This window comes from Polaribacter cellanae (assembly GCF_017569185.1).
Taxonomy (GTDB): domain Bacteria; phylum Bacteroidota; class Bacteroidia; order Flavobacteriales; family Flavobacteriaceae; genus Polaribacter; species Polaribacter cellanae.
This window is the reverse complement of sequence record NZ_CP071869.1, coordinates 1,000,648-1,017,830: the sequence shown is the minus strand read 5'-3', so window position 1 is coordinate 1,017,830 and position 17,183 is coordinate 1,000,648. Positions and strand designations below refer to the sequence as shown.

The 17,183-nt window shown below is 30.3% G+C and carries 16 protein-coding genes and 1 pseudogene; 7 read left to right on the top strand and 10 right to left on the bottom strand.

All coding sequences use genetic code 11. The annotated features are described in order from the left end of the window. Window positions 1-70 precede the first annotated feature (70 nt). The 3 genes from arsC to prfB are packed head-to-tail and all read right to left on the bottom strand — an operon-like array spanning window position 71 to window position 2,294. The gene (gene arsC, locus J3359_RS04720; protein ID WP_208079595.1) at window positions 71-412 is read right to left on the bottom strand and encodes an arsenate reductase (glutaredoxin); all 342 of its coding nucleotides are present in this window, start codon (window positions 410-412) and stop codon (window positions 71-73) included. A 1-nt stretch (window position 413) separates the two neighbouring features. Then, entirely contained in the window at window positions 414-1,190 is a 777-nt protein-coding gene (locus J3359_RS04715) for a phosphoethanolamine transferase (protein ID WP_367890394.1), read from the bottom strand. Between the two features lie 9 nt (window positions 1,191-1,199). Beyond that, complete coding sequence (prfB, locus tag J3359_RS04710) at window positions 1,200-2,294, bottom strand: peptide chain release factor 2 (RefSeq protein ID WP_208079593.1); 1,095 nt, start codon at window positions 2,292-2,294, stop codon at window positions 1,200-1,202. Window positions 2,295-2,489: 195 nt separating this feature from the next. Between prfB and J3359_RS04705 the strand changes: the two genes are divergently transcribed. The 3 genes from J3359_RS04705 to J3359_RS04695 all read left to right on the top strand — a co-directional run bounded on the left by J3359_RS04705 (window position 2,490) and on the right by J3359_RS04695 (window position 6,641). Further along, window positions 2,490-4,904 carry a zinc-dependent metalloprotease gene (locus tag J3359_RS04705; protein ID WP_208079592.1) on the top strand — a complete coding sequence of 805 codons (2,415 nt, stop codon included), beginning with the start codon at window positions 2,490-2,492 and terminating at the stop codon, window positions 4,902-4,904. Between the two features lie 190 nt (window positions 4,905-5,094). Continuing rightward, on the top strand, window positions 5,095-5,619 hold the full coding sequence (locus J3359_RS04700; RefSeq protein WP_208079591.1) for an AAA family ATPase: 525 nt from the start codon (window positions 5,095-5,097) through the stop codon (window positions 5,617-5,619). Continuing rightward, a complete protein-coding gene (locus J3359_RS04695; protein ID WP_208079590.1) occupies window positions 5,616-6,641 on the top strand; it encodes a threonine aldolase family protein in 1,026 nt (341 codons plus the stop codon). Before J3359_RS04700 ends, J3359_RS04695 begins: the two co-directional genes overlap by 4 nt. 357 nt (window positions 6,642-6,998) lie before the next feature. Here the strand turns inward: J3359_RS04695 and J3359_RS04690 are convergent, their stop codons facing one another. The 4 genes from J3359_RS04690 to J3359_RS04675 all read right to left on the bottom strand — a co-directional run bounded on the left by J3359_RS04690 (window position 6,999) and on the right by J3359_RS04675 (window position 9,894). Then, on the bottom strand, window positions 6,999-8,246 hold the full coding sequence (locus J3359_RS04690) for a transposase (RefSeq protein ID WP_496559661.1): 1,248 nt from the start codon (window positions 8,244-8,246) through the stop codon (window positions 6,999-7,001). Between the two features lie 139 nt (window positions 8,247-8,385). Then, window positions 8,386-8,772, bottom strand: coding sequence for a hypothetical protein (locus tag J3359_RS04685; protein WP_208079589.1), 387 nt, complete (start codon window positions 8,770-8,772; stop codon window positions 8,386-8,388). A gap of 10 nt (window positions 8,773-8,782) precedes the next feature. After that, the gene (locus J3359_RS04680; protein ID WP_208079588.1) at window positions 8,783-9,397 is read right to left on the bottom strand and encodes a DUF8845 family protein; all 615 of its coding nucleotides are present in this window, start codon (window positions 9,395-9,397) and stop codon (window positions 8,783-8,785) included. Between the two features lie 2 nt (window positions 9,398-9,399). Next, window positions 9,400-9,894: an RNA polymerase sigma factor gene (locus J3359_RS04675; RefSeq protein WP_208080410.1), complete on the bottom strand. Its 495-nt coding sequence runs from the start codon at window positions 9,892-9,894 to the stop codon at window positions 9,400-9,402. A 121-nt stretch (window positions 9,895-10,015) separates the two neighbouring features. Here J3359_RS04675 and J3359_RS04670 point away from each other — a divergent pair, with 121 nt between their 5' ends. The 4 genes and pseudogenes from J3359_RS04670 to J3359_RS04655 all read left to right on the top strand — a co-directional run bounded on the left by J3359_RS04670 (window position 10,016) and on the right by J3359_RS04655 (window position 13,739). Further along, window positions 10,016-10,909: a MerR family transcriptional regulator gene (locus J3359_RS04670; RefSeq protein ID WP_208079587.1), complete on the top strand. Its 894-nt coding sequence runs from the start codon at window positions 10,016-10,018 to the stop codon at window positions 10,907-10,909. A 61-nt stretch (window positions 10,910-10,970) separates the two neighbouring features. Continuing rightward, a pseudogene (gene crtID / locus J3359_RS04665) lies at window positions 10,971-12,438 on the top strand (bifunctional phytoene desaturase/3,4-desaturase). 2 nt (window positions 12,439-12,440) lie between these two features. Further along, window positions 12,441-13,283, top strand: a complete 843-nt coding sequence (locus tag J3359_RS04660) for a phytoene/squalene synthase family protein (protein WP_208079586.1) — start codon at window positions 12,441-12,443, stop codon at window positions 13,281-13,283. Between the two features lie 3 nt (window positions 13,284-13,286). Continuing rightward, window positions 13,287-13,739, top strand: coding sequence for a sterol desaturase family protein (locus J3359_RS04655; protein WP_208079585.1), 453 nt, complete (start codon window positions 13,287-13,289; stop codon window positions 13,737-13,739). 131 nt (window positions 13,740-13,870) lie between these two features. Here J3359_RS04655 and J3359_RS04650 read toward each other — a convergent pair whose 3' ends face one another. The 3 genes from J3359_RS04650 to J3359_RS04640 all read right to left on the bottom strand — a co-directional run bounded on the left by J3359_RS04650 (window position 13,871) and on the right by J3359_RS04640 (window position 17,183). Then, a complete protein-coding gene (locus J3359_RS04650; protein ID WP_208079584.1) occupies window positions 13,871-14,302 on the bottom strand; it encodes a DUF4268 domain-containing protein in 432 nt (143 codons plus the stop codon). Window positions 14,303-14,409: 107 nt separating this feature from the next. Further along, complete coding sequence (locus tag J3359_RS04645; protein ID WP_208079583.1) at window positions 14,410-14,991, bottom strand: MiaE family protein; 582 nt, start codon at window positions 14,989-14,991, stop codon at window positions 14,410-14,412. A gap of 2 nt (window positions 14,992-14,993) precedes the next feature. Continuing rightward, entirely contained in the window at window positions 14,994-17,183 is a 2,190-nt protein-coding gene (locus tag J3359_RS04640) for a SulP family inorganic anion transporter (protein ID WP_208079582.1), read from the bottom strand.

Below are 17,183 nucleotides of genomic sequence, written 5' to 3'. Positions count from 1 at the left end.
AAAGAAAATTAACTAAATGCGTTTTTAAATTAAACGTTGTTTTTCTAAATAAAATTTAAACAAAATAGTTTTAAATTATCGATAAAATATTCTCTGGAGGTCTCCCAACAACCGCTTTATTATCGTTTATTACAATAGGTCTTTCAATTAGTTTTGGGTTTTCGACCATGGCTTTTATAATTTCGGGATTAGATAATTCTTTGCCTTTATAATTCTCTTTCCAAATTTTCTCGTTTTTACGAACCAATTCAATAGGAGAGATGTCTAATAATTCTATAATTTCCGTTAATTCTTCTTCGGAAGGAACAACATCTAAATATTTTATAATTTCAAATAAATTTCCTGATTTTTCTAAAATTTCTAAACCTTGTCTCGATTTAGAACAACGTGGATTGTGGTATATTTTTATCATTTTAATCTAATTTTAAAACTGTTTTATTTACGGTGTAAAAGGTTCTTTTTTGTAAAGTATCAAATTTTTTATTGGCAAAACTCTGTTGTTTTTCGAAATTTGGATATGAGATATGAGACAGATCTAAAATTGTCTGAAACGTATTTGCAGAGGATATTTTTTGATTGATATTTTTGTTTAAATTCTCTATTTTTTCTGAATATTTATGATTGTATTTTTTCGATGTCCAGATAAATAATGGAATTTTTATTTCGAATTTACTTGGAGTTTCAAAACCGTGAAGAATTTTACCGTCCTCTGTATCAAATAAGTTTTCTCCATGGTCGGAAATGTAATACATATAAGAAACTACGTTTTTTTTCTTCAATTTATGAATAATTTTGCTCAGAACAAAATCTGTATATAAAATTGAATTGTCGTAACTATTTATAATTTCTTTTTTATTAGAAATACTGTTTGTTGTTTCTGTAGACAATCCTTTTTTTAGTGTTGGTTTAAAAACTTTAAAATTATCTGGATAGCGATAATTATACCTAAAATGGCTTCCAAGTGTATGCAATATAATAAACTTTTTTTGGTGAGAATCTTTTAGAACTTTCTCTAAAACTGGAATTAGTTTTTCATCGAAATTTGCAGCATCTAAAGAAGTGGAAATACTTTTGTAAGAATTTGCCAAAGAACTATATAAGGCAAAAGAACTTCCTGTTCCAGACCAATTAAAACCAGTAAAATACTGGGAATCACCAAAGTTATAATGAAAATTCCTGTAAAAATATATTGCTTTTTATTAAGAATCCTTCTGTCCATTCAACATTAAATAAGATTTTAAAAATGGGTTGATATCTCCATTCATTACATTATCTACATTCCCAGTTTCATGCCCAGTTCTTACGTCTTTTACCAATTTATAAGGATGCATTACATAATTACGAATCTGGCTTCCCCATTCGTTTTTCAATTTTCCAGACTCAATTTCGTCTCTTGCTGCTTGTTGTTTTTGCAACTCAATTTCGTATAATTGAGATTTTAGCATTTTTAATGCAGTCGCTCTATTGTCATGCTGAGAGCGAGAATTGGAACAAGAAATTTGAATTCCTGTGGGTTTATGCGTTAGCTGAACTTTGGTTTCTACTTTGTTTACATTTTGTCCTCCAGCACCACTCGATCTTGCTGTAACAATCTCGATATCTGTAGGGTTTATTTCAATTTCAATAGAATCATCAGCCACAGGAAAAACATACACCGAACCAAAAGTAGTGTGTCTTTTTGCATTCGAATCGAAAGGAGAAATGCGCACCAATCTGTGCACACCATTTTCTCCTTTTAACCAGCCAAAAGCATAATCGCCATCGATTTCTATAGTAATTGTTTTAATACCAACAACATCTCCTGCTTGATAATTGAGTGTTTTTAACTTAAAACCTTGCTTTTCTGCCCACATTGTGTACATTCTCGAGAGCATTTCTACCCAATCGCAACTTTCTGTTCCGCCAGCACCAGCAGTAATTTGTATGGTGGCAGATAAGGAATCCCCTTCTTCCGAAAGCATGTTTTTAAACTCAATATCTTCTAAAAAAGTACTTGTTTTTTTAAACTGTTCTTCAATTTCAGTTTCTTCAACTTCTCCTTCTTTATAAAAGTCATATAAAACCTGTAAATCTTCATTTAAAGTGATAGCTTTCTTGTAATCTGCCACCCATTGTTTTTTAAAACGAAGTTCTTTCATTATAATTTCTGCTTTTTTGGGGTCGTTCCAAAAATCAGGATTTGCTGTTTTTTCTTCTTCGTTAGTAATTTCAATCAGCTTTTTATCAATCTCTAAATAAGATTTTAGCTTTTCAATTCTTTCAGAAATATTTTTGAGTTGGTCTTGTGTAATCATACGACTTAAAAGCTACGAATTCACGAATTTTTAACCGTGAAAATTATTTAAAAATCACACTAAAAAAAACATTTTGATTTTAATTCGTGAATTCGTGGTGTTTTTTAGAATTTGAACAAAAATAAATGAAATTTTAAGAACTCTTCTTTTAAAAGTCGATTCTTATTTTATAGATTTATAGAAAATATATTCAAGATGAAAAAAATACTACTCGTTTTCTTATTCATTACTATTTCTTTGAATGGTTTTTCTCAGTTTTTTATAGAGAAGTCTGGAGATAAACTCCAAAAAGGAATTACAAAATTCGATGGATATTTTACTTTTTATTACGATGAAAATGAAGATAAAATATTTTTACAAGTAAATAAATTAAATAGCGATTTCTTATATGTACGCTCACTTTCGGAAGGAGTTGGTTCGAACGATATTGGTTTAGATCGTGGGCAATTAGGAAGTGGAGTAGTCGTTCATTTTAAAAAAGCTGGGAATAAGTTAATGCTAATACAGCCAAATTTAGATTTCCGAGCAATTACTGATAATAAAGAGGAAAAACAATCCGTAAAAGAAGCATTTGCAAAATCGGTTTTACACGGTTTTGTAATCAAAAAAGAAAAAAAGGGAACGTATTTAGTAGATGCCACCACTTTTTTTATGAGAGATGCACATGGAGTAGCCCAAACTTTGGCAAAAAATAACCAAGGAAATTACAGTTTAGATAAAAGTAAATCGGCATTTAATTTAGAGAGAACAAAAGCATTTCCAAAGAATATTGAGTTCGATGTAATGCTAACCTTTAAAGGTTCTCCAAAAGGATACAATATTAGAAGTGTAACTCCAGATGCGAGTTTGGTAACTGTACATCAACATCATTCTTTTGTGGAGTTGCCAGATAATAAGTACAAACCAAGAGTTTACGATCCACGTTCTGGAAGTTTCCCAATGTCTTATTTAGATTATGCAACGCCCGTAAATCAATCCATTAAAAAACGATTTATTTACAGACATCGTTTGGAAAAAAAGAACCCAAATGCAACAATTTCTAAAGCAAAAGAACCTATTATTTATTATTTAGATCGAGGAACTCCAGAACCAGTTCGTTCTGCATTATTAGATGGAGGAAGCTGGTGGAACCAAGCTTTCGAGGCAATTGGTTATAAAGATGCTTTTCAAATTAAAATGTTACCAGAAGGAGCAGACCCATTAGATGTTCGTTATAATATGGTGCAATGGGTACATAGATCTACAAGAGGTTGGAGTTATGGAAGTAGTATTTCTGACCCAAGAACTGGCGAAATTATTAAAGGTCATGTAAGTTTAGGGAGTTTACGAATTCGTCAAGATTTTTTAATTGCACAAGCGTTGCAAGCTCCATATAAAAATAATACTGTGGAAGATGATTTTGCGTTACAAATGGCAATTGCAAGAATTAGACAATTATCTGCACACGAAATTGGCCATACTTTAGGTTTCGCACACAATTTTTCTGCAAGTACAAATGGCAGAGCTTCTGTGATGGATTATCCACATCCAAAATTTAGTTTAAAAAATGGTAAAATCGATTTTTCTGATGCCTATGATACTAAAATTGGAGCTTGGGATAAAGTAACAGTTGCGTATTCGTACCAAGATTTTCCTGATACTGCAAATGAAGAAATGGAACTTCGAAAAATTTTAGAAAAAGCTACAAAAAACGGATTAAAATATTTGTCAGACCAAGATGCAAGAAGCCAAGGAAGTGCAAGTGCTTCTGCGCATTTGTGGGATAATGGAGGCAATATTTATGATGAATTGTACAATATTCTAAAAATTAGAAAAACGGCAATTGAAAAGTTTTCTACAGATAATATTAAAACAAATGAACCTTATTCTGTGTTGGAAGATGTGTTTGTGCCACTTTATTTTTTCCATCGTTTTCAAACAGAAGCAACTGTAAAACTCATTGGAGGTTTAGAATATAGTTATGCTGTAAAAGGTGATAATCAAACCGTTGTAAAACGAGTTTCTGGAACTACAGAAAGAATTGCTTTACAAGCCGTTTTACAAACCATAAATGTTGATGAAATTGCAATTCCGAAAGAAAAATTAGAGCTTTTTCCACCAAGAGCAATGGGTTATGGAAGAAGTAGAGAATCTTTTAATAGCAAATTAGGTGTTGCTTTTGATGCTTTTTCTGCAGTAGAAACAGCTTCTGAAATGACCTTGAATTTATTATTGAATCCTCAAAGAGCATCGAGATTAATTGCTCACAAAAGCTTGAATAAAAATCAGTTAGGTTTAAATGAATTGATTGATGAGTTGATAAACAAAACCATCAAAAAAAAATATAAAGATGTTTATTACCAAGAATTACAAAACGTTGTAAATACCAATGTTTTAGAACAATTGTTTGCTTTGGGCGCAAATAAAAACCAATATGCACAAGTAAATGCAATTGTACATTTTAAAATAGGTGAAATTAAATCGATATTAAAAAGTAGCAATTCAACAGGAATACAAAATATGTACAATAAAGCAATGATTAAAATGATTGAAGATTTTCAGAAAAATCCATCTTCATTCAAGAAAAATGATGCGCCAAAAATTCCTGATGGTTCGCCAATTGGGAATTGAAATCCCATTGTCTTTAAGACATTTCTCCCAAGGAGAAAGTTTAGTTTTTTTGTAAGTTAAAAATTGTAACATAAAGATTTGCTAAGAAAACATAGAAATTTTCAATAAAATAACAGAAAACTCTGCGAATTTCTATGTAAACTCTACGTAAATTTGTGAAATAATTGTCTAATATTTTTTAAATTTTTTGATGAAAAGAAAAATAATAATTACAGGAACAACTTGTACAGGAAAAACAACTTTAGGTAGAAAATTAGCCAAAAAATTATCAATTACACAAATAGATTTAGACGATTTGCATTTTTTGCCAAATTGGGTAGAAAAAGATAATGCTGTATTTGTACAAGACGTAAATAATGAAGTGAATAAATATAGTGAATGGATTGTTACAGGAAGTTATCAATCGCTTTTAAAAGATACAATTTGGCAAGAAGCAACCACCATTATTTGGTTAGATTATTCGTTAAATTTAATTATTAGAAGATACTTTATAAGAACCTATAGAAGGGTGTTTTTAAAAGAAAAATGTTGTGGAGAAAACTTTGAAACTTTAACAACAATATTTTCTAAAGAAAGTTTATTTTTGTGGATTTTTAAGACTTATTGGAATAGAAAAAGAAGAATGGTAGATTGGAAAGAAAATCTATTTTCTTATAAAAATTGGATTATTTTAGAATCTCCAAAACAAGAAAAAACGTTAAAAGAATTATTATGATTATAGACCTAATTTCAGATACAGTAACCAAGCCAACAAAAGAAATGTTAGCGGTAATGATGAATGCAAAAGTTGGTGATGATGTTTTTAAAATGGATCCAACAGTAAATGAATTGCAAGAAAAAGTAGCCAACATGTTTGGAATGGAAGATGCCTTATTTTTTCCTTCAGGAACAATGGCAAATCAAGCAGCTATAAAATTACATACACAACCAGGAGATAAACTAATTTGCGATAAATACGCACATGTTTACAATTACGAAGGTGGTGGAGTCGCATTTAATTCTGGAGTTACCTGTAATTTAATTAATGGAAATAGAGGAATGTTTACAGCAGCTCAATTAGAGGATATTGCAAAAGAAACTCCACAAATTTATTTACCATTTACAAAACTAGTTTGTATAGAAAATACTACCAATAAAGGCGGAGGTGCTTGTTGGGATTTTTCAGAAATAAAAAAAATAGAAAAAATAACTAAAGAAAATAATTTAAAGTTTCATTTAGATGGAGCTCGATTATTTAATGCATTCGTTGCTAAAAACGAAACTCCAAAGCAATATGGACAATTATTCGATACAATTTCTATCTGTTTCTCTAAAGGTTTAGGAGCGCCAATTGGTTCTCTTTTGTTAGGATCTAAAAACGATATAGAACAAGCATTAAGGTTAAGAAAATTGCTTGGTGGAGGAATGAGACAAGTTGGTTTTTTAGCAGCAGCAGCCATTTATGCACTAGATAATCATGTAGAAAGATTGGCAGAAGATCATAAAAAAGCACAGGAAATAGGAGCCGTTTTAGAATCGGTTTCTTATGTTACAAAAATAGAACCTATAGAAACAAATATTGTTATATTTTATGTAGATGAAAAAATAGGAGCAGATAATTTTATCAATACAATGAAAGATAAAAATATTTTACTAACACCAATGGGAGAAGGAAGAATAAGAATAGTTACGCACTTAGATTATACGAACGAAATGCACGAAATTCTGTTAAAAGAATTAAAAAATTATCAAAAATAAAAACGGACAACTGGCGAAAATGGCGAAGCGAATACGCTCTTATTTTTGTCATATAAAACATCATATCTTACACCAACAGCAAATCTACCTTGGTTGTAAGCAACACCTAAATGCAGTGCTGGGAAATTCGTTTTTACTGAATTATTACTGCTAAAATCTGTTTGTTTTGCAAAATAGTAGTCTAAATCGGCACATTCAGAAAATAGGTTATTTTTAAAAATGCAGCTAAAATTGCGGGCAGAATTATTTAAATTCTACCCTCAATTTTTGTTTTAAAGCTGTTTTAAGTGTTCAGTTTCTTAAAAACTTCCCAACAAGACATACCTCTCCCATAAAACTATATTCAATGCTTCAAATTTAGACTACTTGTTGTGCTGTTTTAGCTATTTTTCTTCGGCCAATTTCAAGAGCATTCCCTGTGTGTATTCCAAAGAATATCCATAGAATTTCATTCTTTTTAGTTTTGGCTTTTATTTTTCGTAAGTGATAATATTCTTTATCCTTTCCAAAAGAACCTTCTAATCTTGTAGCTCTTTCTTTTGCGATAATAGCTCTAAGTTGCTTTTTTTCTTTATGATTTTTCGGCTTTTTTCCCTTGGGGATAAAGTCTGTTTCTATGTTCTTAGAACTACAGTGTTTTCTATTTTTATTGGTGGCATAAATTTTATCTGCTCCAGCTATTTTTACTTTTTTTCGAGTTAATCCTTGTGCTTTTTGGACTGTTTGAATAAAACGATTTCCTTCATGAAATGCATTAAAGTTAATATGTTCGATAAAGCTAATTCCATCAATTTGAACTTTGTTAACTTTTGCTCCAAATTCAACAGGTTTTACTTCCTTTCCTCGAACAATAGGACGAATATAATCCTTTTGAATGCTTACAATTCTATCTTTGATTTTTTCTCCTGTATCAAAATGATCTTTTTGTTGTTTGTAAATCCTTTGAATTGTATTTATTCGCTTATAATACAAAGCTATAAACTCAATATTGTGATTTTCTGACAACTCTTTTTCAAAGTTGATAAATTTACTTAACAGATTGAGTAAACCTCGGGTTAATGAAATACGTTTCGACTTGGTTTTTCTTCGCATTTTACTAAATCCTTGATAACGTTTTTTCCACTTGATATATTTACTTCTAATCATTTTAACCCCTAATATAGAGCAGGTTTTACGTAATTGATTGTACAACCAATGAACCGACTCCCAAAGTAATTTTTGGATGCTAGGGTAACGAACTTCACTTTCATAACAAGTAGCATCCATTACAATTTGATTGGGGTTTTCAATTTCGTTTTTCCAAGAGTTGAATAGAATTTTTTCTATGGAATTAATATCGAGTTTCTCTGCTAATTCACAACGTATTTGGCTCACTATTTTATAGTTTGTTAAGCGTTCAAAACCTAGTTCTATATCACAGAAAAATTGATAGTCTAAATTCGAGTTTAGTTGCTCAATCAATTTTCTATCTGAACAATTAGCATAATGTTTTAAAAACATTAAACCTAGTCTTCCTTTAGGACTAAAAAGATAGTTTCTCCCTTTTGATTGTTCAGAAATACCAAAAGAGCTAACTAAATCATTCCAAGGAATTGCAGAGTAGATTTTACCTAAATCTCCCTCTAAAAATCGCGCATAATGAGCATCATAATTCTCGCTGAGGGGAAAAAATTGAAATGCGGTGTTGCATTTCAGAAATTCTTCGTACTTTCATAATTATCGAAATTAAAACCCCGTTTTTTGCCTATATTGGCCATTTTCGGGGTTTATTATAGCTACAAAATACAACAAATCCCTCGTAAAAACAAGGGATGCGTTGTTTTATGAAAGTGCCTAAATCGCTAGAAAATTGTATGCCAAAATCTGTTTGATACAAAGAAATAATACTTGCACCATACACGTTTGTTGTAAAATCGTTAATTTTTGAATACAAGTAATTTACACCTGTTCCTAAAGAAAAACCATTGTTAAAATTGTAAATAGCACTTGGCGAAATACCAACAGTGGTTTGGTTATTTCCAAAACCAACTGTAAATCCACCTCCATATTGTACGTGGTTCCAGAAATCTGTTTTTTGTGAAAAACAAGTTAGCGATAAACAAATACACAAAACAGATAAAATCTTTTTCATAACAATTTTTTTAGTATTCGCTGTCTAATTTAGCTAATTCTTTATAATTTCTTTTCAATTTTTTTAATAATATTCCATAAAGCAGTCTGTAAAATAAATACAAAACGACCAACATTACTGTTATTAATAATAAAGTTAATAAACAAAACAATAGAATTTGCTTTATATTAAAATCTTCGAAATTTAAATTTACTTCTGCAACCATTACAATAATTGAGATTATAGCAATGTAAATTAAGTTGAAAACTACATAGTTATTAACTGTTTTTCTAGTTTTTAGAATTTTTTTCATTAAAATTCTGGTAGAGTCGGAAGTAGATATTTTTTGATAGTTTAAATAAAACTTTATCAAAAAATAAAATATTATTACATAAAATATTACTTGCGAAACATAAATAAAAGTTTCCAATCCTATTTTTTTATACTCTTTATAAGTATCATCCATATCCACGAAAAAGTATAAAGAATTTAAAACAATAAACTCTAAAATACCAATAATAAAAATCCATTTTACAATAGATGATGATTTTGATTGCGCTAATTTGTAAATTTCCACAGCAGAAAATTTACTAACTTCTTCTGGTTGGTTCACCCAAGCCTTTTTATAATTTTCTAATAAATCCATAACTATGGGTTTAGAATGTTTTTTAATTTTTCCTTTGCTCTGTTCATTTTTACTCTTGCATTCACACTAGAAATACCTAATGTTTCCGAGATTTCTTTGTAAGGTTTATCTTCTAGGTATAAGAAAATAAGAGCCTTATCAATATCATTTAATTGATGAATCGCCTTATAAAGAGCTTTTAATTGTACTTCTTCAGTATCGTCGTAATCTGTAGCTTTTATTTTATAAGCAACATCACTAAAATCTTGTGTCTTTACTGTTCGTGTAGACTTTCTATATAATGAAATTGCCGTATTTAAAGCTACTCTATACATCCATGTGCTAAATTTAGAGTCTCCCCGAAATTTTGGGTAATTTTTCCAAACCTGTATGGTTATCTCTTGAAACAAATCGTTATGTGCACTTTGGTTTGTAGTATAAATTCTACAAATTTTATGCGCAATATTTTGATTCTTTTCAAAATCCGCTAAAAAATTTTTCTCTAAATCTTTCTGCACTTGCTTTTTTGGTTGATTGTTACTTATAAGTAGCTCAAAAGTAAAAAATGTTACAATTACTTGAAAAAATATTTTGTTGGAGTATTTTTTTTTACATTTGTTCAAACATAATTTAATTATATTGAACAATATTAAGCAAGATTTTACGATTAAAGACCTCGAAAATATTTCAGGAATAAAGGCTCATACTATACGTATATGGGAAAAACGATATAATTTATTAGAGCCACAAAGAACGGAAACGAATATTCGTTACTACTCTCATAGCAATTTGCAAAAGCTTTTAAATGTTGTTTTGTTGAACAAAAACAATTATAAAGTTTCGAAAATTGCTAAAATGAACGACGAGGAAATAAAACTACAAGCTAGAGAATTGGCTTTTTCTTCAGCAATTGAAGACGAAGCAGTAAATTCTTTAAAATTATCGATGTTGCAATTCGATAAAGCCTTGTTTAATAATACTTACGACCAATTATTGCATAAAAAAACATTTCGTGAAATTTTTAAGGATGTTTTTTTACCATTTCTAAATCATATTGGTTTATTATGGCAAACAGATACTGTTTTACCAGCTCACGAGCATTTTATTTCTAATTTAATTGTTCAGAAGATTCATATAAATACAGAGAAATTACAGTATAGTATTCCTAAATCTAGGAATACATATGTGTTATTTTTACCTGAAAACGAAATTCACGAATTAGGTTTGCTATATTTAAATTATGAGTTGGTTTTAAGAGGGAGTCATACCATTTATTTGGGGCAAAGTTTGCCCTTAGATAATTTGCATCATTTTTTTGATAACGATAGAGAAATTTGTTTTATTACTTCTTTAACAGTGCAACCTTACGATAACAAATTGGAAGACTATTTTAAAGAGATTGAAAATGTTCTTGCCAATAAAAACCACCAATTTATTGCCATTGGTCATAAAACTTCTCAACTCGACAAAAAGAACTATAATTTTAATTTATCTCTTTACGCTTCCGTAAAAGATGTGTTAAAAGTCTTATAAATCTCATTTACTAAATTTAAAATTGTTTAATAATTTACTATATTTGTTAAACACAAAATATATGAACAAAGAAATATACATAATTGGTTCTGGTTTCTCTGCTTTGGCAGCATCTTGTTACATGGCAAAAGAAGGTTATAAGGTAACTGTTTTAGAGAAAAACAGTACTTTAGGAGGTAGGGCAAGACAATATAAAAAAGACGGCTTTACATTCGATTTAGGTCCTTCTTGGTATTGGATGCCAGATGTTTTTGAGCGTTTTTTTTGCAGATTTTGGCAAAAAACCATCAGATTACTATACGTTGGATAAACTAAATCCTGGTTATGAGGTTTATTTTGGAGAAAATTCCTCGTTAAAAATATCAGAAAATTTAGAAGATATTTATAAAATGTTCGAAGCAGAAGAAAAAGGAAGTGCAAAACACTTAAAAGCTTTTTTAGATGTTGCAAAAGCAAATTACGAAACCGCTATTTTAGATTTGGTGTATAAACCAGGGGTTTCGCCTTTAGAATTGGTAAATACAACCACAATAGCAAGAGTAGCTCAATTTTTTTCAACCATAAGAAAACAAGTTAGAAAAAATATAAAGAGTTCTAAATTAATTAAAATTTTAGAGTTTCCAGTATTATTTTTAGGAGCAAAACCCAATAATACACCAGCATTTTATAATTTTATGAATTATGCCGATTTCGGTTTAGGAACTTGGCACCCAAGAGGAGGTATGTACAAAGTTATTGAAGGAATGGTTTCCTTGGCAACTTCTTTAGGCGTAAATTTCGAAGTAAATGCAAATGTTGAAAAAATTATTACAGACAAAAATAAAAATGTAACTGGATTATTGGTAAATGGTCTAGAAATAGAAACGAATTTAGTTTTAAGTGGCGCCGATTATCATCACACAGAAACTTTATTAGAGGAGAGTTTAAGACAATACTCGGAATCTTACTGGAGCAAAAAAACGTTTGCACCCTCTTCTTTGCTGTTTTATGTTGGTTTTGATAAGAAAATAGAAAATGTGAGTCATCACACGTTATTTTTTGATTCAGATTTCGATGCACACGCAAAAGAAATTTACGACAATCCTAAATGGCCAACAGATCCGCTTTTTTATGCGAATTTTACGTCTATGACAGATAAGACTTCTGCACCAGAAGGTAAAGAAGCAGGGTTTTTCTTAATACCAATTGCACCAGGAATCGAAGATACAGAAGAGTTAAGAGAAGCTTATTTTCATAAAATTTTAGATAGATTTGAGAAATTAACAAACCAAGAAGTAAAAAAATACGTTATATTTAAGAGATCTTTTTGTGTGAAAGATTTCGAACAAGAATATAACTCTTACAAAGGAAATGCCTATGGAATGGCAAATACATTATTGCAAACAGCATTTTTAAGGCCAAATATTAAAAGCAGTAAAATAAATAATTTGTATTTTACAGGGCAATTAACAGTTCCAGGACCAGGAGTTCCACCAGCGTTAATTTCAGGTAAAATTGCGTCGGAATTAATTATAAAAAAACAACATTAACTATGAAAGAATTATTTGATATGGTTTCAAATGATTGTAGCAGGCTTGTTACAAAAAAATACAGCACTTCTTTTTCTTTGGCTGTAAATATGTTGTCGCCAAAAATTAGAACCGACATCTATAATATTTATGGTTTTGTTCGTTTTGCAGATGAAATAGTAGACACTTTTCACGATTACAATAAAGAAAAGTTAATGGCACATTTCGAGAAAGACTATTATATGGCGCAAGAACAAGGAATTAGTTTAAATCCTATTTTAAATTCTTTTCAACAAACAGTAAATAGATACAATATTCCAGATCATATGGTGCAGGCTTTTTTATCGAGTATGAAAGCCGATTTACATAAAACAGAATACCAAACAAAAGAAGAATATGATGCATATATTTACGGTTCTGCAGATGTTGTTGGTTTAATGTGTTTAAAAGTATTTGTAAATGGCGATAATGCCCAATTTAACGAGTTAAAAGATGCTGCAATGCGTTTAGGATCTGCGTTTCAAAAAGTTAACTTTTTAAGAGATTTAAAAGACGATTTCGAACTCTTAAATCGTTCTTATTTTCCGAATATCGATTTAGGAAAACTAGACCAAGCCTCAAAACAATTAATTATTGACGAAATTGAGGCAGATTTCGATTATGCTTTTAAAAACGGAATTTTAAAATTACCTGTAGAAGCAAAATTCGGCGTTTATATGGCATACAGATATTACAGAAGACTGTTAAAAAAGTTAAATAATGTACCTTCAGAGAAAATTATGGACACCAGAATTAGGATTTCTGATCCAATGAAAATAAATTTGCTAGCGAGAAGCTATGTAAAATATAAATTAAATATGATTTAAAGTATGCTATATTTTTTAATTACTTTAGGAGTTTTTATAACTATGGAAGGTGTAACTTGGCTTACACATAAATACGTTATGCATGGTTTTGGTTGGTTTTTACACGAAGATCATCATGAACCAGGTTATCCACACGTTTTCGAAAAAAACGATGCTTTTTTCATCGTTTTTGCGATACCAAGTATGGTGCTTTTCTTTTTAGGAACTTATACACCACATACATATTTGCTTTTTATTGGTTTAGGTATTTTATGTTACGGAATCGCCTATTTTTTAGTGCATGACGTTTTAATTCACCAACGCTTTAAATGGTTTAAAAATACAAATAATAGATATTTAAAAGCCTTAAGAAAAGCACATAAAGTCCACCATAAAAATATGGGAAAAGAAGACAGTGAATGTTTTGGAATGTTGTTTGTGCCGCTAAAATACTTCAAAGAACAAAATTTGTTTTAATATTTTTTGGGCGTTTTAACGAGCTTTTCGCACTCGCTTTTTATTTGCCTAAGGGCAATAAAAGAGCTCAAACAAATGCTTCAATCTCTAACGCATGCTTGTTTGCTAACAAATTGCAATCATTAAAAAGGTTAAATATTTTTTATAACATCTTCATATTCATAGAAGAAAAGTTCGAATTTTGGCATTGTTTCCATATAAAACTCGTAACAATCTCGCCAAGTATTTTTATTGTAAATACTAAATTTACTATCAAAAGGCACATAAATTCTATGAATTAACTTTCCGCTTTCTAATTCATATTCATTATCAAAAACAATTTCAGGAATGTCATTTTCCATTAACGACTTCAAAGATAGAAGCTGGTCGTAATATAGCATATTAACCAACTCATCTGTGTTTTCCAAATCTAAACAAACCATTGCTTTCTTTCTATCTGCCACAAACTTAAAAGAAAAACCTTTAATTTTAGTATTGTACAACAACCACTTTCTCGGAAACGATTTCCCGAAACTTGTCCAAAAGTCTTTTCGTAGTTGTGCAGCTTCGTCTTTGCTAAACATGTTCGTTTTTTAGTTGTAAATAAGTTTCAAAGTTTCAAAAATTCAAGGTTCAAAAAACATCCAACTCCACAACAGTATTTCTTCCCTTAGGGAAGATTAAGATGGGATTATCCATGAATCTTCGCAACATTTCCACGTTCACGCATTATTTCTGCTTCAAAAGCCAAAAGAGCGTTCCATTTTTCGTCTACAATTGCTCTGTCTTGGTATTCTCTTGCAAACTGTAAGAAAGTAGTGTAATGTCCAGCTTCAGAAATCATTAAGTTTTTATAGAATTTTTGTAATTCTTCATCTTCCATATTTTCAGAAAAAACCTTAAAACGCTCACAACTTCTGGCTTCAATTAAAGCCGCAATTAATAAACGTTGCACCAAAGCATTGGTTCTATCTTTTGTTTTTGGGAAAAATTTTTGCAAACGAATTGCGTAATCGTTTTTTTGCTCTCTTCCTAAAACCATTCCACGTTTTACCATTAAAAGATGCACCATTTTAAAATGTTGCATTTCTTCGATGGCAATATTGCTCATTTCTTTTACAAGCTCGGTTTCTTCGGAATAATTAATAATAATAGAAACAGCATTCGAAGCTGCTTTTTGCTCTAAAAAAGCATGATCTGTAAGTATTTGTTCTAAATTTACTTTGGCAATTTCTGCCCAAGAAGTTTCGGTTTCAAACTGTAATCCTAACATTTTTATAGTATTTTTTGTAAGCCAGAACCAAAATAGGCGAGGGCTTTCATTTCTTTTACACTTGCCAAACGTTCTTTGTCAATTACTAAAAGACCAACGTCTGTCGCTTCAATATGGTATTGCTTGTTGCTTTCAAAAAACAAAATTAATTCATCTGTAAAATAATCTCTAATTTTTTCTTCATTTTTTCCAGATAAATAAAAGCGTTTGCTAAAATCTGGATGCGCATCAATATCAATATCTTTATAACCCGCAAAATGATAAATATATTCAAAAACTCCTTCTTTATCTAACGTAAATTTAGGAAGTATTTTTTTAGGATGAATATGTAGCATGGTTGCTTTAATAACTTGTTTTGCAATTAGCTCTCCTTCCGAAAACTGAACATCGAACATCGTACAATCTTCATTAGAAAGTACATTCGACACTTTATCTATATTTTTTGTTTTAAAATACCCGAAATTTGGTAACTCTTCCATTTCTATGTCGGAAAAAGCATCATAAGAATAATGCATTTCTTCGCTAATTTTCTGAATCGATTTTTGTCTTTTGGTTAAAACACGTTCTTTTGGGACAAACTTTTTAGGTAACAATTTACGCATCGCAAACGGATGTGCGCTTCCAGATTTTGCATCGTCTAAACCAATCACTTCAAAATGCCCACCCTTTCTGTCGAAATTTGCGATGTAATTACTCATATTTTCCATCACAGAATGGTCTACAAAATCACATAAAGAAAAATCGATAATGGCTTCTTGCGTTTCTGGAATTTGATCTAATTTCGTTTTTAGTTTTGTGTAGTTTAAAAACGAAGAAAAGTTCTTTACACTCACATAATATTTCTCATCTTCTTTAAACATTAGCACATTTGGCTTTAAAGCATTTTTAATAAACAATAGCACGTTTTTATTGATAAAAACATGTATTACGAATGTGATAATGATTCCATTTAAAATTCCAATAATCAGACTTGTATAAATTGTTACTAAAAGTGTTACTGTAAATATTATTAATTGTTCTTTACCAATCTTAAATACCTTTTGAATGTTCTTTGGAGCTGCTAATTTGTAACCTGTAAAGACTAAAATAGCCGCCAAAGCTGGTAGTGGAATCTTTCTTAATTCAGCTGCAAATAAAACAATAAAAAGGACTAAAAAAGTAGCGTGAAAAAAGTTTGCAGATTTATTACTTCCCTTATTATTTACATTTACAGAACTTCTCGCAATTACAGTTACAACATTTAAGCCACCTAAAAAACCACTAATTACTGTGGCAATTCCTAAAGCTCTAATATCTTTATTTATGTTCGATCTTCTTTTTAGAGGATCTAATTTATCAACCGCTTTTATGCTTAACAAACTTTCGATGCTAGAAATTAAGGTAATTGCAATTACAGCATTTATAAAATCGGCATGATAAACTTTCCCAAAATCAGGAAACGCAAAATTCGACAAAATATCGTTTGGCAAATTAATTAATAAATCTTTATGGATTGGGTAATCGTGAGCAGAAAACAAATCAAAATAGTAATATAAACCAACACTTAAAACCACAATCCACATAGGAGCAGGGATTAATTGAAAATATCGATTTCTAATTTTACTGTAAAAAATCATGATAAACAAACTTACAATTCCTATCAACCCTGCATAAAACGTGCTGGAATCGTCCGTTTTTATAAAATTAAGAATTCCTTCAGGAATCTGAATTAACAAATCTATAATGCTTCCTTTAGCTTTTAAATCACCTAACATTACATGAATTTGCTTGGCAAAAATTCCAATTCCAATAGCCGCCAACATTCCTTGGATGGCAGAAGCAGGAAAGAAGTCGCCTAAAGAGCCCATTCTTAGAAATCCGAGAATAATCATAATAACTCCAGAAATTACAATCGCAGCAAGCGTGTATAAAAAACCTTGTTGCATACCTCCATTTCCAAGTGTTGTAATTGAAGCTAAAATAACAACTACTAAGCCATTTCCAGGGCCTGTAATGGTTACATGAGAACCTCCAATAAGTGCAACCACAATTCCACCAATAATAGCAGCAATAATTCCAGAAATTGGTGGTGCCCCAGAAGCCAAAGCCAAGCCTAAACCCAATGGAAGTGCGATTAAGGAAACCACAAAACCAGAAAACAGGTTTTTTGGAAGCTCGCTTACAAACGTTTTAAATGTACTTTTCTTTGTCAT

Bases quoted from the DNA above. Each gene is read 5' to 3' on its own strand.
- arsC (WP_208079595.1), bottom strand. From the start codon at position 412: ATGATAAAAATATACCACAATCCACGTTGTTCTAAATCGAGACAAGGT.
- prfB (WP_208079593.1), bottom strand. From the start codon at position 2,294: ATGATTACACAAGACCAACTCAAAAATATTTCTGAAAGAATTGAAAAG.
- J3359_RS04705 (WP_208079592.1), top strand. From the start codon at position 2,490: ATGAAAAAAATACTACTCGTTTTCTTATTCATTACTATTTCTTTGAAT.
- J3359_RS04700 (WP_208079591.1), top strand. From the start codon at position 5,095: ATGAAAAGAAAAATAATAATTACAGGAACAACTTGTACAGGAAAAACA.
- J3359_RS04695 (WP_208079590.1), top strand. From the start codon at position 5,616: ATGATTATAGACCTAATTTCAGATACAGTAACCAAGCCAACAAAAGAA.
- J3359_RS04685 (WP_208079589.1), bottom strand. From the start codon at position 8,772: ATGAAAAAGATTTTATCTGTTTTGTGTATTTGTTTATCGCTAACTTGT.
- J3359_RS04680 (WP_208079588.1), bottom strand. From the start codon at position 9,397: ATGGATTTATTAGAAAATTATAAAAAGGCTTGGGTGAACCAACCAGAA.
- J3359_RS04660 (WP_208079586.1), top strand. From the start codon at position 12,441: ATGAAAGAATTATTTGATATGGTTTCAAATGATTGTAGCAGGCTTGTT.
- J3359_RS04655 (WP_208079585.1), top strand. From the start codon at position 13,287: ATGCTATATTTTTTAATTACTTTAGGAGTTTTTATAACTATGGAAGGT.
- J3359_RS04650 (WP_208079584.1), bottom strand. From the start codon at position 14,302: ATGTTTAGCAAAGACGAAGCTGCACAACTACGAAAAGACTTTTGGACA.
- J3359_RS04645 (WP_208079583.1), bottom strand. From the start codon at position 14,991: ATGTTAGGATTACAGTTTGAAACCGAAACTTCTTGGGCAGAAATTGCC.
- J3359_RS04640 (WP_208079582.1), bottom strand. From the start codon at position 17,183: ATGACAAAGAAAAGTACATTTAAAACGTTTGTAAGCGAGCTTCCAAAA.